The organism is Amycolatopsis sp. NPDC043887, from assembly GCF_056435665.1.
Genome location: NZ_JBWKEB010000002.1, coordinates 330,545 through 347,030, shown reverse-complemented (window position 1 = coordinate 347,030; position 16,486 = coordinate 330,545). Strand labels below are relative to the sequence as shown.

Here is a 16,486-nt window from a genome sequence, read left to right as displayed (position 1 = left end):
GTCATGGAGGACAAAGGCCCGCCGTCGGGCGATTTCTGGAACTTGATCCTTTCCGAAGGCGGCGAGTCCGCGGACGTCTACTACCCGCCGGACAGCGCGGTCCACGCGCACGAGAAGGCCGAGGCGTTCAAATCGGGCGCGAACCACGTGCGGCAGGCCGTGACGGCCACGAACGACATCGTGACCCGGCTGCACAGCACCGCGTGGCGCGACAGGGGCGGCGCGAGCATGCGCGACCTCGTCCAGAACAACAACAACGGCGAGAACGGCATCATTCAGATCGCCACCGGCCTGGATTCGATCGGCGGTGCGTACGAGTCCTACGCGAACCTTCTCGTCGACATCAAGAACAAGATCCACGACACCTACGACCGCAACCACCTGATCTACATCGCGCTGGGCTGCAATCTGCCGGGAGTGAGGAGTTACTACCGGCGGAAGCTGGCGGAGGGGGTGGCCAAGGACCTCGCCGACATGATCCGCGAGACCGCGCACAACATGCTGAATCCGCAGGGGGAGGTGGACACGACACCGCACGACGGGTTTTTCGGCGGCCTCTGGGACTCGGCGGTGGTCCAACTCGAAGCGCTCGCCGGGCTGGCCGGTTTCGGCGAAGGCGGTTTTTCCCTCTACACCGCCCAGCAGGCATGGGGAAACCTCGGCATGCTGGTCGGCGGCGCGGTGCTGTACGGCCTCGACCCGAAGCTGGGCGAGTTCGTCGACGACAAGCTGTTCAAGGGCGTGCTCGGTGACACGCTCACGGAATTCGGCAAGAACTTCATCGCCTACGACGAGTGGAAAACCGACTGGAAGCACGCCCTGGGTTACACCACCGGCAACGTCGTCGGTCTGCTCGGAACCCGTGGCGTCGGCGCCGGGATCACTCGTGGCGCACGCGCACTGGGGAAAGGGGCGAAGGCGGCCGACCTCACCGGATTCCCCAAGGGGCTCCACAAGGTCGGTGACGTGGTCCGCGAGGCCAACCTCACCGGGGTGGCGAAATACGGTCTGGGCAAGGCGGCCGATGTCGTCGACGGTTACCGGAATTCCCGCCGGGGAGACGATGGCGCGCCCGGTGCCCCCCACGTCAAGGAATCCTCGCCCGCACCGAGGCCGGAGGACCCGGGGCCGGCCGGGACGCGCCCGGCCGGCGATCCGGGCGGGAACCCGCCGCCCGGCCCCAAACAACCCGCTGGTCCGCCGGGCGGAACCCCCGTGGAACCACACGGGCGAGGACCGGACGGCCCTGGGAACCAGCACCCCGGTGGCGAGCGGACTCCGACCGTTCCGGACCGGGAAGGCTCTCCTGTGCACCGGCCGGAACAGCCGGTCCAGCATCCTTCCGAGGCGGCGACCCGGAAACCGCCCGAGGTGGACACGCCATCGAGGGAGGTACAGGGAAGCCGGCCCGCGTCCCACGTGCCGGAGGAGTTCCAGCGCTCGCCGGGCGGCACCGTTCCCGAACACGCCCCGGAGCGCGGGGCGCCGGCCGCGGACGCGGCGAAGAACGAAGGTCTGTCTCCCAGCCCGCGAGGCGCGGAAAGCGCGGCGCCGTCCATGAACGGCCGGGGCGAGGGCGCTCCGGCCCCGATGTCGCGCGAGGTGTTCAGCCACACCGATGTCATGAACGCGACGCGAGGATCGGAACCGGTGATGCACCGGGTGGTGGAGCGGGATCTGCTGGATTCCGCCCGTCCCGGCGCCCAGCGGGCCGTCGATTCCTGGTTCGGCAAGGAGGCCGGAGCGGGCAGGACCCCGCATCGTGGGGACACGCCTCCGCCGGGGCCGCCGCCCGGAGCGGACAAACCGGCCAAGGCCGAACCGTGGGCCGAAGCGGCGAAGCAACGGCAGGACCTGCGGAACATGCGGGAACTCATCGACGCGGCGGCCCGTGAGGAGCGAGCAGCCGAGGCGTCGCGTGTCGGTGAGGCCGACAAGCCGGGCGGACGGACGACCGAACCGGCGCCCACACGTGAGATCAGCGCCGCCGAACGGGCTCGCTGGGAGCAGACCTGGGCCCACTTGGACGAGGTGCGCCCTCGGCTCGACGAGTTGCATGAGCGGCAAGGAGGTCTGCCGGGCGAGGCTTCGGAGTCCCTCAAGTTGATGGACAAGCTGCTGATGGGCGGGCTCACCGAGGCCGCGAACAGGGCGGGCTGGGACGCTCTCGGGGCGCGGCTGAGGGAAGGAACCGGTCCGGCCGCGGCGGTGCACGGTGCCGAGTCGTCGGGCCGCCGCTTCGACGGGATGTGGCGCGACCTGGAGGGGCTCAAGAAGGAGCTGGACGGGTTGCTGGAGAAGGCCCCCGCACCGGGCGCGCGGACCGAGATACCCATCGGGCCGAGGGAAAGCGTCGCTCCGGAACGGGGGCCGTCAACCAGGACTTCCGAACCGCCGAGCCGAACCGCCGCCGAGCCTGCCGGGCAGCCTCGTGGCGGCGGGCCGCCGGTGTTGTCCCCGCCACGGGAGCCGGCCGGGTTGGCGGATCCCGCGGCCAAGGCGGGCGCGCTGGATCTGGCCAGGGCCGAGCGGCTGATGAAGGCGGACAGCGAAGCCGCTTTGAAGCATCCGGGTGAGCCGGTGTCCGTACGTCCGGTCAACGCGGCGGAACGCGCCCGGTGGGAGAAGGTGTCGGCCGGGTTCGACGAGGTGCGCCCTCGCCTGGACGAGTTGCGGGACAGGCACGGTGGGCTGCCGAAGGAGGCTTCGGAGTCCGTTCGGCTGCTGGACGACATGATGTTCGGCGGCTCGGGCAAAGAGGCCGAAGGACTCGCGGGCCGGCGGTCACTGGACGAGTGGGTCAAAGGGGAAACGCGGTCCGCGCACGGCGTCGAATCCTCGGCCAAGCGGTTCGACGAGGTGTGGTCCGACCTGAAGGGGATCAAAGCCGAACTCGACGGATTACTGGAGAAGGCACCTCCTCCGGGGACACGGGCGGAGGGACCGATCGCTCCGAGGGAAAGCGCCGTACCGGAACGGAGCCCGGCGCACAGATCCGTCGACGCGCCGACTCCGGAACCCGCCGCCCGGCCTCGTGACGGCGGGCCGCCGGTGCTGTCTCCGGCCCGGGAGGTCCGGGATCCGTTCGGAATCGTGGATGCCGTCAACAAGGCCAACGCGCTCGAGCGAGCGGCCGCTGAACGGATCATCAAGGAACAGATAGCCGCCGCCGAGGCTCCGCGTGCCGTCGAGGTGAAGCCTGAAGAGGCCGTTCCTCATCGCCCGCTCAGTGAGGGCGAACGCGTTCGATGGGAGTCCGCGCGGACGACGTTGGACGAGATGAAACCCCGCTTCGGCGAGCTGAGGGAAAAATGGGGCGAGATGCCGAAAGCGGCGTCGGATTCCTTGCGTTTGCTGGACGAGTGGTCGGGTGGCGGGCTGACGGAGGCCGCGCGCGAGACCGGCCGGCATTCCCTCGTGGACTGGGTTCGAAACGAGGGGAAGCCCGCGGAAGCCGGGTCGCTGCGGAAGCGGTTCGACGAGCTGTGGCCCAACCTGGACGGCCTGAAGGCCGAACTGAACGGCTTGCTGGAAAAGGGACCCGCGCCGGTCAACGGCCCGCGAGCCGAGGGCGTGCCCCGGCTGAGTGTCGTCGGTCCCGACCACGGTTTGCCGCGCGCCGTCGGCGACGGCGTCGTCCCGCCCGCGGCGCGAGGGCTCCAGGATTCGCCAGGGCTGAGAGGAGAGACCAAACCGGACCGGCCCCTGGTCGGCTTGCCCTCGAACACGGGGGAAGTGAAGGTCAGCCCAGCGGAGAAGCTCGATCTCCTGGGATCGATGGTGCACGACTTCCGGGCAGGGCGGATCGACCCGTCGTCGGGCCCTTTCCTCCGGGCCTTGACGGATCAGCTCGGTGCGTGGCTGGACCAGCGGGCCGTGGGACAGCTCGACGTGGGGCCGCCGACCAGAGCCGTGCACGACGAGATCGTGCAGTCGCGGAACCGGCTGGTCACGATGGCGGCCGAACTGCGCGGCGCGCCGCACGTGGAGCCCATACCCGCGAGCCATGGCGGCCGGCCGGGGACGCTGACCGCCCACCTTCGCGAGGCGCGGGCCGCGCTGGAAGAGCTGAAGACGGGCACGCTGAAGTTCTTGCACGACAACAGGAGCCGGTTCGATACGGACCTGCCCGCGCCTTGGTCGGCGGAGGCGCTGGCCCACCTCATCGACGAGGAACGCGGACGTGCCGCCCAGCCCTCTTCCGTAACCGAGCCGCGAACGGCACACCCGTTGCCGGACAAGGCGATCATCACAAATCCGGACGGCACCATCGAGCCGGTGCGGGAAAGTCCGGTGCGCCCTTCGCAGCCGGAGCGAGGAGCGCCGCCGGTACCCGGTTGGACCGAGGTCCCGGCGGTCGGCCGACCCGTGACTCCCGACGTCGGCAGGCCGGTGGGGCCAGTGCCCGGCGACCCCGAGATCTGGGTGCCCGGCGAGCCCGCGCCCCCAGGGCCCGGCTTTCCAGAACCGCCGTCCACGAACCCGGTCCGGCCGGAACCTGAAACGAGCCCGCTGCCAGGCGCTCCGAAAGAACCGGCTCGGCCACCCGAGCGGTCTCCGGAGATCGCGCCGCCCGAAACCGAGACCCCGGTCAGGCCGCTCACCCCGTTCGGTCCCGCGCGCCCCGATCCGGAAGACCCGGCGCGGCCGTTGGAGATCCAGCCGTTGCCCGGTTTCGTCGGCGACCGGCCGGGGGAGCCCGGCGACCGGCCACCGGTCCCTGTCCGGCCGCTGACGCCGGGTGGACGCGAACGCCCTGGCCCGGAAATCCGTACCGACGTCCCGATCGAGCTCCGCGATCCCGAAGTCCCGCCGGAATTGTCCGCACCGGATCCGGACGTGAGCGGCCGTCCGCCGTCCGCCGCGCCCGACCCCCGCTGGCCGTTCCCGGCACCGCCACGCGCGGCCTCCGATCCGGAACCCCCGGCCGAGCCCGTCGACGAAGCACGGGAGACCCATCTCGACAAGGTGGCGCTCGGGCTGGAGCCCGGCCGGGATCTCACCCCCGACGAGCTCGCGAAGCTGACGGCGCGGGACGTCCAGTCTCCGGAGCTGCCGGTTCTTCGCCGCGCGCTCGGCGACCTCCTGGAGAGGCTCCGGAATTCGTTCCCCGACGACTATCCCGCGATCCTCGCGGATCTCGCGAACGACAAGTACCCGATGGAGGAACGGATTCTCCTCGCGGGCAGGTACCTGGATCTCGTGGCGCCGAAAAGGTCCGGTTCACATCCGCCGGACGAGCTTCCGAGGCAGGTCGAAGAGGCCGCCCCGAAGGCCGTCGCCCGATTGGACCGAGAGGTCGCCGATGGCCTGCTTTCGAGCGAGGAAGCGCAGCGGCGGGCGGAATCGTGGGCGGGTTTCGTCGCGCGGGCCGCCGAGGTGCGGAAGGCGATCGCCGTTGCGGAAAGCACGGGGGAGGTGCGGCCCCTGCTGGACGAGCTCCGCGCCTTCAGCGAGTCTTTGCGTGCGTACGCCAGGGAACACGCGGATTCCGCGGTTCCCGCGTGGGTGGAGATCATCGGCTTCGACCTCCTGGATCCGCACCGCATGCGGTTCCTGCAGCCGTCGGTGACGGCGAGCGGCCGATTCGACGCCGTGACCCGTGCGATCGTCCTGCACTGGCTCGAAACGATCTTCGGCAGGCCGGGAGCCGATTTCGTGCAGCGCATGCTGGACAACGTGGTGCCGTGGGAAAAGGAGTCCCTCGAAAAGCACCCGAGGCGACCGGAGATCCTGGACGCGCTGGCGGAGGCTGGTGAACTGCCGCGTCACGGGGTCGCCCTCCCGGAGCTGGGGCTGGGCCTGGTCCGGCCGCGGATCGGCATGGGTGAGTTCCTCACCACCCTGCTGCACGAGTTCGCCGTCCACCTGCTGCAAGAGCCGAAACCCGCCGTGCCGCCCGGAAACGCCGCCGCTGCGTGGCTCGATGCACTGCTCCATGCCTCCCACGAGTTCCAGGGCCGAAGCGGCGAATTGCTGGCCGTCGAGGCGTTGCGCACCGCCGCGGAAACCTCTGTCGTTCCTCGGGAGCTTCGTGGCGAGGTCGTTCCCGTCGGCCTGAGGATTCCTTCGGGCGACTGGGATTCCCACTGGATGAAGCGCGTCGTCGATCTCGAGTTCGGTGGCCTTCCCGAAGCCCGCCGGGCGACTTTGCTGGAGCAGCTGCGAGCCATCGGATTCGATCACGAAAGCGACATCGCCCAGATCCGCCAGGCCGTCACCGACGACGGGCATCCGCCGATCCTGACCCCGGCGATCCAGGCGTTCAAAGCCGATCCTGCGGAGTTCACGGCCAAGTATCCGCCGCCGCCGGTCGGAGGGTACGGCGGTCCGGTGCACGTGCCGTGGTCGGACCCCATGATCGACGGACCCGGTCGTGGGCACGGACTTCCCTTCGAGCAGGACCCCCGGCGGCGGCCGCGGCACCCGCAACGGCAGGCACCGCATCCGCCGCGGCGCGGGGCACCCGTCGCGGAACCGTCGACCCCGCCCGGTCTGCCGGCCGAGCTGAAGCCACTGTGGACGGTATTGGGAGCCGAAGAACAACGGGCTCTGGCGGATCTCACCGCCGAAGTGGGCCCCAGGGGCGGACTTCCCGTGCTGAAGAACTTCACCACGTTGCTGGCACGGAAGAACGGTTTTCCGGAGGAAGCCGGCGCGGCCCTCGCCCACTGGCTGGCGCGGGTCGCACCGCCGACCGGCCTGCCCGCCGAATGGACCCTGGTCTGGCACGCGCTTCCGGGTGCCGTGCAGCAGGCGTTCTCGACGTTGATCGCGGCCGTCGGCGCCACCGCGGCGACCGCGGAGCTGGCCGACCGGATCGCGGGCCTGACCACGAGTGAAGGCGGGATCCTCGAACAGATCTTGGACCTGCTGGGATACCCGGAGCGGGTCGACGTGCTCGGCAGGCAACTGACCGACTCGGTCGTCCCGCTGTCGGCGGGCGTGCCGACAGCGGTTTGGGCGGTGTTGACCGATGTCGAGCGGAGCGCGCTCACCGACATCGGCCGCGTGGACGGTTTGAACGCTGTCGGGACACTGGCCGGTTTGACCGCGGCCGTGGCACGGCACGAGAAACCTCCGGCCGCCGCCGAACTGCCCGCGATGCTGACGTCTTTCCCGCCGGAGACGCGCCGGGAACTCACGCGCCTGTTGACCGGCTTCCTCGGCCCTGGTGCGGCGGAACCCCGGCCACTCGCGCCGGCTCCACCGCCTGCGACCTACGCTCCGGTACCCATCGAGGCGGGCAAGCCGGTCACCGGGAAGACGATTCCCGCGGCGGCCGAGCAGGCGTTGTGGCGTGTGCTCCCTGAAGCGGTGAAGGCCGCCGGAATGACCATCGTCGGCCAGTACCCCAGGTCGGTCCTGCTCGCGGATCCGGACGGCCGCAGGTTCAGCGTCGTCCTCGACGGTGCCGCCGACCTCGGTGACGCGACCGGCCAGTGGTCGATTCCCCTGCGCTACTCGGGGAACGACCTGATGGGCACCATCAGGATCACGGCGTCGAGCCGGATGCCCGCCGATCTCGCGCTCCGCGTGGTGGTGCACGGTCTCGCCGCCGGGTACGGGAGCCTGACGGGCGACCGCGCCGCCGACCCCGGTGCGAGGTTCCTGAGCCCGGAAGGGAATCTGGACGCGACACCGGAACCGACCCCCGCGGACCGGGGTTATCTGGCCCAGCTCGCCGTCCTGGACCGCGCGCTCGATGGCGCCAGGTGGAATCCGCCGAAGCGAATCCGCCTGCGCAAGGAAATCCGCGAAGTGCTGGCGAAGCTCGGCCTCGATCCGAACCAGGCGAACAATGGGTACCGCCAGGCGGCGCTGGAGAACGATCCCGTCAGGTCGGTGGTCACGCGCCATCTCCCGTCGACGGTGAGGAGCGACTATCCGCTGACCGGGACCCATGTCGCCACTGGTCTCATCACCGGATTCCTGCCCTCCGGCAGCGCGGCGGCGGTCTTCGCGGCGTCGGGCTCGCCCGCCAGCGGGATCGCCTGGGGCGTCTTCGGCCTGGTCAACGCCGTCTACAACGGATTCCTCGCCCGCGAGTGGGAGATCAAGAAGGACGAGCAGATCGCCGAGGCGCGCAAATACGACGCCAGGGCGCGCGAGATCGACGCCGCCGCGGCACCCGCCAAGCGGGTGCGTTCGTTGCTGGAGATCCTGGGCTGGGCACCCGAAGACGGTCCCGGTCCGCCGGAGGGCAAGCCGATGAGCGAGCAGACGATGGGGCCGAGGCCCGATCTCGCCCAGCCTCTCGGCAAGCACGGTGCCCGGTTCAGCGTCCCGCCGTTGGCGTCGCTCGCGGCGGGGACCGCGGTCGCCGCTCCCTTCGAACTCTGGGGTAGCGGGATCGGGCTGGCGTCCTGGCTCAGCCTCCTCGTGTACGCGGCGGGTGCCGCGGTCTGGCTGCCCTTCGCCGAACGCGCGCGCACGCGGGTCCAGAAGGGAGAGGAACTCAAGGAGATCGACAAGCGGGCCAGGGGACTGGACAAGGTCGAGGCGGCTGTCTATGCCGCCATGGGGCAGCGACTCGGTTTGGAGCGGCCACCCGAACCGAGCGAGGTGCCCGATCCGGACGATGTCCACCTGTCCGTGCCTGAGCTGAGCCTCGCGGCCAATCTGCCGGATTTCGTCCAGTACGTGAGCGAGATCCTGCGGCGAGGACTGCGGCCGACCGCGGCGGGCACCTTCGACAACTCCGCGCCGCCGGCCCAGGAGTTGACGTCGCCCCAGGAGCCGGCGTCGGTACAGGTGTTGACGCTGTTCCAGGTATTGGCCACCTACGGGGACGGGAAGAGCCTGCACCGGAACCCCGCGCCGCCTGCCCCGGAGTTGACGCAGGCCCAGGAGCTGACACTGTTCCAAGCGTTGGCCGCCTACGCGGACGGGGAGAGCCTGCATCGGAACTCCGCGCAGGCCTATGACTTGACGCTGTTCCAGGCGCTGGCCGCTTACGGGATCGGGAAGAGCCTGCTCATGTTGCCGATCGCGATCTGGCAGTTGAATCAGCTGGATCAGCGCGAACTTGAGTACACAGTAGACAGAAGGTTCTTCGACGAGCGGGACATCCGCCGGTTGATGAGGCGGGACGTGCTCGCGGAGCGAATGGAGTTGCTCGACCGCGTCGAGAAGCTGGTCAATCCTCCGAAGCCCAGCCTGTGGCGACGGCTGCGTGAGGCGATTCCTTTCGTCGGGCAACCTCGGCCGGAGCCAGTGCGCCCGGTCGTGCCCGGCGAGCCGGCCACCGAGACACGGCCCGGGTTCACCCCGCGTGCCGAGTTCATGAAGACCTACACGAGGCTTTCGGTCGGCAGCGCCGGGGTGACCACCGGGTTCGTGGAATTGTTCGGTGTCAGCCATTCGCTGGCGATGGCCGCGCTGACGGCGGGCTTGTCCGGGCCACTGATCGGCTGGCGCAAGTGGTGGCACCGGAAGAACGAGTTGGAACTCGGCGACAAGAACATCGCCGAGACCAATCAGGGGAAGGCGGCCGAGCGCGCGGCGGTACAGAACGCCGCGTCGGCTTTCTCGGACTCCCAGGTGATCATGGCCGCCGCGACGGTGGCGGCCGAGCTGGAGCGGCCCGGCCGGTCGGTCGCGCGCCAGGCCGTCCCGGCGAGGACGGTCGTTCCGGAGTTCACCGCGATCAAGATCAAGGCGCACGAGTATCCCTACGGTGACTGGGCGAGCGCCTATCAGGACGCGCTTCGGGAGCTGAGGCCTTCCCTCGACGCGGAGGCGGCCCGGCTCGATCCGGATGAGCCCAACCTGGACTGGGGTGATCACCGGACGCTTGGCGAGCGACGGGTGGCGATCGAGAAACTCGTCGCTCTCGCCGAACGGGCGGCCGGGTACCTCGACGCCTATTTCCGTACGGGGAAGGGGCTGCCGGTCTGGGAGGCGAACGCCGACCTGGCCAACGCCATCGACCACTACAACTGGCTGAATTCGCCGGGGTGGCCGAAGGAACTGGACCCGGCGCCGGACGCTCCCCGCCGTCCCGGCGACGACCCTGAGGTGAAGAGGGCCGAGGAAGCCGCCGTCAGACATCTCCAGTACCGCGATCCACCGGTCCGGAGGAACTCGATCGACCACCGAGGAGGGTGGCAGGGCTCGCCCGAACAAGGGCGAGGACGTCCGGGCGACGCCGGCCGGGCCTACGGTGCCGGGGACGGTCGCTATATCGACCCGTTGATCGGCAGCACGGAACTGCACACCCTGCCGGCGATCCACGCCGGTGTCCCGAGCGCGGGAAAGTACGGCATCGCGCGGTACATCCGGGAACACCACCCCGAATTACCTCGCACGAACCCGAACTACCACGCTCCCGACGCGTACCTGGACGGCTACTGGACCAACTGCACCCGCGACGTCGTCTATTACGTGCGGAGGCTGCGCGGCGAGGACGTGACGGCTCCGCCACTCAGCCCCGAGGACTCTGTGGTCCTGGGCACTCTGGAGTACATCTCGGAGCGGCTCGGCGGGATCTGGGAGCACGATCACGGTACGAGTTACGACAGTGTCATCGGCGCGATGATGGACCGGCCCCCCGGCGCGATGGCCGTGCTGGCCATGGAATACCGCGGGGAGAAGAACGAGATCAAGCGGCATGTGGCGCTGGTGGCCAACGACGAGGGCCGGATCGTGTTCCTCGACCCGCAGGACGGCTGGCTGCTGAGCCTGCCGGAGAACCTGATCAAGCTCGACCTGCTGCCCTTCACCGATGCGGACCTGCCCCCCGTGGGTGTGCCGAAGGGCGCCCGGCCGCCGAGAGGAGATCTTCACCTGCCGGAGCCGCGACTATCCCCGGAGCCAGAACCCCTGCCCGAGCCTCGGGTCGTCGTGGTTTCGCCGGAGGGAACCGCCCAGTTCCGCTCACTTCTCGATTTGGGGAGGGAACAGGGATACAACGGCAAGGACGACGTGTCGCTCGGCTCGGCCGAGGTCGAAGCGGTCCACGCGCGGGAAACGGGCCACGCCGCCTACCGGGAGACCGGGAATCCGGCGGCACCCGTGCCGCACCAGGACTCCGCGTTGTTCCGGACGACGGCCCGGAACGCGCTGCCGGCGATGCACGCGAAGACCGTGATCGGCCGTTGGGCGGCAGCCGTGTCCTACCTGCGCGCGCGGCATCCCCAGCTTCCCGCGACCAATCCTCACTACTACGCACCCGACGCCCTCGACGACGGATACCTGACCAACTGCACCCGTGCTGTCGTCTACTACGTGCGGCGTTTGCGCGGCGAGGACGTGACGGCGCCGCCGGTGCCGCTGGACCGGCTGCTGGAGATGTCCAGCCTGGAGTACATTTCCGATCGGCTCGGCGGAGCCTGGGACCACGGTCATGGCACGAGTTTCGACAGCGTCGTCGCCGCGATGACGGACCGGCCGGTCGGGGCGCTGGCCGTCATCCACGTGACCTCCACCGAACGCGGTGGATCGGTCCGCGACCATGTGGCGCTGGTGAGCCGGGACGCGAACGGTGTCGTTTTCCTGGAGCCGCACAACGGCTGGCTGATGCGCTTGCCGAAGCGGGTGACCGGAATCGGCCTGCTGACCTTCACCGACGCCGAACTGCCGCCGCGCGGTCGCGCCGCCATCCTCACGGAGGCGGTCGCCGAAGTCGCGCGGCGCGGGGCCGAGGCGATCCTGAGGGAGAGCGTGCTGGCACCCCGTCCCGGTCCGATCGACCTGACCGACGCGCAGTGGACCTCGGTCCGGACGGTGCGTGGAGGCATCGTGTCGTTCCCGGACAGTCCGCCCGTGCAGTCCGTCCCCGCGTCGCCCGAAGACCACGACCGGCTGGGCGACTTCGCCGACTGGCTGGCGAAAGCCGCCGGTGGCACCGCCGTCCGTCGTGACGAGGCGCCGGAGGCCCCCGACCTCGCGACCGCGTTCGTGGCCTTCGACAAGGTTTCCTGGGCTTATCAGGCCTTGGACGTCGTCCGGGAGCGGCTGGGTACCGAACCGATGGAGATCGTGAGCCTCGACGACCGGTTCGTCCGGCCGCGCCACGACGGATACCGCGATCTCCGGCTGGTTCTGCGGATGCCGAGCGGCCACCTGGCCGAACTCCAGTTGCGGCTCAAGGCCATCGAGGAGGTCTTGGAGACCGCGCGGGTGCTCGACGAAACCGTCGGCACGCTGATCGGCCGGGACGAAGACCGGACGCGGCCGCTGTCCCCTGACCAGGAGGCCTTGGAGGTGACGATCCTGCGGCGGCAGGCAGAATTGTTCGACGAGGCGACGAGGCGAGGCCTTCCCCCACCTCCGCCGCCGGGGCCGGAAACCTTCGGGGACGCGGCCGAGGGCGCCGTGATGGCGGCCGAACCGCTGGACTGCGTCGAGTTCGGCGACGGCCGCCAGAGCGCCAACGCCACCTATCACCTGACCTACGCCGACCATCCGCGAACGATCTACAAACCGGCCTCGGGCGAGACCCGCGCGCTGGGAGGGCATCTTCCCTTGGAAGGGCAGGGATATCGTGAGGTCGCCCTGTACCGGTTGGCGCGAGCCGTCGGCTCGGACGCCGTCCCGCCGACCGCGTACATCGACGGGCCGCTGGGACCCGGCTCCGCCCAGGTGTGGCGGGAAGACGCCGGTCCCGCGGTGGAGGTGGCGGCCTATCCGCGCGAACAGCAACAGTTGATCGCGTTCCTGGACTACGTCGCGGCCAGCCTGGACAGAAGCGCGAGTGACTGCTTGACCGGCCCCGGCGGGGAAGCGATCGTGATCGACAACGGTCAGTCCTTCCCGGACTACGCCGACCCGCTGATCGGGATCAGGTCCGGCTTCGTTGCCGCCTGGTTCGACGTACCGTTCGACGCGGAAGTGCTCGCGGCGGTCCGGATGATCGACCCGGCCTGGCTGGTACGGATGCTCGTCGCGACCGGCATCGGCGAAGAGGCGGCCGAAGCCGCACGCGAACGGCTGGAAGAGAGCCAGCGGCTGGGCAGGATCGCCGGGCAGACGTGGCCCGCCCGCATCTGGGACCACGAGTGGAAACTGGTGAGGGAGTTCAAGTGACGGAGACGGCGGGAGGACTGATCATGCGGGCTTCCGAGGCGATCGCCAGGGTCGAACAGTGGCTGAGGGCGGGAAATCCGGTCGATTTGACCCGCGGGAAGCACGCGGTGCGGGTCGACCACGAAAGCCTGGTGCGGATCCCGGAGGGCTGGTTCGTGCCCTACGACGCGGTTCGAGCGCTGGATGGCGGCGAGCGGCTCGCCGCCCTCGTGCCCAAACCCGCGTTGATCGTGCGCGAGGACGGGAGCCTGCGCCATCCGGATCCCGGCCCCGACGGCACCGGGCCGAGTATCGCGGTCACCGTCGCCGGTCAGGAGGACTGGCAGGAGATCGTGGAACCCGAGTTCGCGCGCAGCGGGGTGGCCCATCTGGGGGTCCCGGCCAGCGCCGTCATGGCGTGGCGCAATCGCGGCCCCCGGGGTGGTGAGATCCGGGTCAACCCGCATTACCGGCTCGGTCCCGAACGACTCGGTCACCCGGCCATGGACACCACCGCGGAGCACCTGCTCGGCTGCCTGGAGACAGGGCGGTTCGACCGGCCGCGCTACCTGGCCGGTCTGCTGACCGCGGAGCTCTACTGCCCTGTCGATCACCGGACCGAGCAGCCTCTTGCCCCACTATGGCAAGAGAATCCGCGCACGATGACGATGTTCAGTTCGCGCAGGCGGCTGCCGCCCGGCACCTCGAAATGGGTGCGAACGGACGTGCTGTCGTTCGCCGTGGAGTTCCCCGGAACCGGGTTGTCGATCAATCCAGGCTCGTTCCCTTCGGACGTGGTGACCGAAGGCGAACTCACGCGAACCCGTGAGCAGTGGCCGAATTTCCGGGCGGTCGTCCGGGTCGTGGAGGTTTCACCCGAGTACTCCAGGGAAGTGGCGGAGACAGCGGAAGGGATCCGGGTGGAACTCGGGCTCGCCGAACCCGTCTCCGGGCTTCCGGTAGCGGCGGCCAAGGCCAGGGCCGCGGGGTTCGAATTGTCCACTGAGGACTGCAAGCGGTTCGTCCGTGGCCGGGGCTGGGAACAGCGCAACCGGGTGGCGCACGCCGGTGTCGACTCACCGGACGACGACGTCTCCGGTCAGCGGTGGCCGTCAGACCTGCGGGCCAACGGCCTGGTCGCGGGATACGACGCGGCCGGGCGGATCCGGCCGCACGCGGCGACCTCCGGCAAGTTCTTCCGCCAGGACGTCGACGGCGCGGGATTCGCCTGGCACCGTGTCGCGGGCGCGTTCGCCGGATTCGCACTCGGGGAGTCGCTTGGTTCGGCCGTGGACACCCTGAGCCTGCCGGAGATCCGCGCGCGGTTCGGCGAGGACGGCGTCCTCGAACCGACCGGGGCGATCGGCCCGCTGACCCGGCGACTGCTGTTCCACACCGAGGGTTTGTTGCGGGGGCTGCCAGCCCGGTTCGGCGAGGCGGCCCCGGGCGGGCTGATGGCGTTGAGCGCACTGTCCGAGCAGCGACGGCTGGACGCCCAGCGGGGAGAGCGCGACGGCTGGCTCTCCCATGTCCCCGAACTGTGCGTTCCGGGAGAAGACGCGCCGTCGACCGGGGACGACGTCGCTTTTCTCGTGCCGGGAATGGTCGCGGCGCTCTGCGGTGGCGGGCCGGAATCCGACGCGGACACCGCGGTGCGAGTGGGCCGCCTGCTAGCGGCGGGTGGAGGCGCCGACGGCCCCACCGCCGAAGCCGCCGGGGCGGTCGCCGCGTTGTTCGGCCGGTTGTTCCGGCGCGGGGAACAGTCGCCGCCGCACGCTGTGCTCCGGGAGATCGTCGAGAGGGGCTCCGTCCGCGGCCCGGTGACGGACGCGCTGGCCAACGCGGTGCGCGCGCGGACGGAACTGGTCCGCACCGATCCCGAAGAACTCGACGCCGCGGGCAGGGGAGACACCGCCGTCGGCGCACTCGGCCGGGCCATGATCGCGGTGACGCGCCGGTTCTTCGACCCCCAGTGGGCCATGCAGGCCGCTGTCGACCATTCCGGGCGTAGCTCGATCACCGGGGCGATCGCCGGCGCGGTGATCGGCGCGAGGGTCGGGATCCCCGGCCTGCCGTCCGGCTGGCTCGACCGGCTCGACCTGGCCGACCTGGTGGAAACCGTCGCAGGGGACGCGTTTTGGCACTTCTCGGCGCAGCCCCCCTCGGAGGACCGGCGCTATGCCGCGGAATGGGCCCGGCGATACCCGCGTAACTAACTAGGCGCTGTCCTGCGCCGCGGCACCGAAGTGCCGAAGGATTTCGTCGAGTTCCTCGAAGGAGGAACGACGACCGGAGTCGAGCCGGAACCAGGCTGCCTCCCATCCCTCGCCGTCGTACATCTTCACTTCGGCGTCCGGAAGAGCTACCTTCCGGACGCCGATTTCGTGTCCGATGAGGATTCCGTAGGGCACGGCGGGCATGGTCGGCGAGCTGGAGCGCAGGCCGTCCCACCTGCCGGGGTGGACGGCGACCAGCATCTGCCGGACGAGCGGGGCAAGCGCCGCGGCCAGCGTCTCGACGGCCTCCTGCCGCACCGTACCGGCCGCCGGTCCGCCGAGTTCGATCTCTTCGAGCACACCGCCATCCACTGTGGACACGCGCAGCCGTCCGGCGATACCGGGGCCCACGACGACCAGCCCAGTCGGTTCAGGAGAGCGGCCCCGGCAGAACGCGGTGAGATCGGCCGCCGACCAGGGTTCGGTCGCAGGCTCGGCGACACCCCAGCCGGCCGGCTCGGCGCCGGCGAGCACCGCCATGGCGGCCTCGACGATCTTGCCGAGCCGGAGCGGCTCACCGGCCGGGTGGAGGGCGGTGATCTGGACTTCCAGCTCTCCCGAGCTTCCAGTGCCGCCGACTGGGGAAGGCGCTGCGTCCTCATCGCGCTCGAACCGGCCGCCGTTCCCGGTGAGCGTGACTCTGCGATGCCTCCCCTGATCGTCGCGCACCACCCACTCGCCCCCGATCTCCGAGAGCAGCTTTTCGAGCGGATAGGTGATTCCACTGTCTTCGGCGGTGACCACCTGGAGCGTCCGCCCGGACTCGACCGCCGCCCAAGCGGCGTCGATCAGCCTGGGGGAGGCCGGGACCACGGTGCGGAACTGCTCGAAGACCAGCGCTTCTCTCAGCGGTTCGACCATGACAGCCCTCCGGTCCCGGCGACCAGCGCCGTGGTGAACATTCTGGCGACGGTCTCCGCTTCAGGATCGCCCTCGGGAGCGTGGACTTCCACCCACCACACCGGATGCGGCACCTCGACGTCGTCGCCGATGCCGAGCACCCGCCGTGCTTCGCCGTCGACCCGGACCAGGTGGACGTTTTCGACGGTGGCCATGAGCCTGCCGTCGGGGTGGAGCAGCCGGATGAGCGGCGGCTCATCCCGGAAGTCGGCCCGCAGTTCCTCGCCCGCCGCCGCCAAAGCCGGGAGGACGGTGGCCGGGCCGGGTTCGTCGCGGCACAGGCCGATGATGTCGAAGGTCAT

At 70.1% G+C, this 16,486-nt stretch carries 4 protein-coding genes; 2 read left to right on the top strand and 2 right to left on the bottom strand.

Annotated features, from left to right (window positions below; genetic code table 11):
* Positions 1-3 precede the first annotated feature (3 nt).
* Together AC069H_RS06730 and AC069H_RS06725 are read left to right on the top strand one after the other, a co-directional pair.
* Positions 4-13,029, top strand: coding sequence for a toxin glutamine deamidase domain-containing protein (locus AC069H_RS06730; RefSeq protein ID WP_478231607.1), 13,026 nt, complete (start codon positions 4-6; stop codon positions 13,027-13,029).
* Complete coding sequence (locus AC069H_RS06725; protein ID WP_478231606.1) at positions 13,026-15,224, top strand: YrhB domain-containing protein; 2,199 nt, start codon at positions 13,026-13,028, stop codon at positions 15,222-15,224. Before AC069H_RS06730 ends, AC069H_RS06725 begins: the two co-directional genes overlap by 4 nt.
* Here the strand turns inward: AC069H_RS06725 and AC069H_RS06720 are convergent, their stop codons facing one another.
* Together AC069H_RS06720 and AC069H_RS06715 are read right to left on the bottom strand one after the other, a co-directional pair.
* The gene (locus tag AC069H_RS06720; RefSeq protein ID WP_478231605.1) at positions 15,225-16,145 is read right to left on the bottom strand and encodes a DUF6177 family protein; all 921 of its coding nucleotides are present in this window, start codon (positions 16,143-16,145) and stop codon (positions 15,225-15,227) included.
* Positions 16,130-16,486 (bottom strand): hypothetical protein, encoded by a 357-nt coding sequence (locus AC069H_RS06715; protein ID WP_478231604.1) that lies wholly within the window; start codon positions 16,484-16,486, stop codon positions 16,130-16,132. Before AC069H_RS06715 ends, AC069H_RS06720 begins: the two co-directional genes overlap by 16 nt.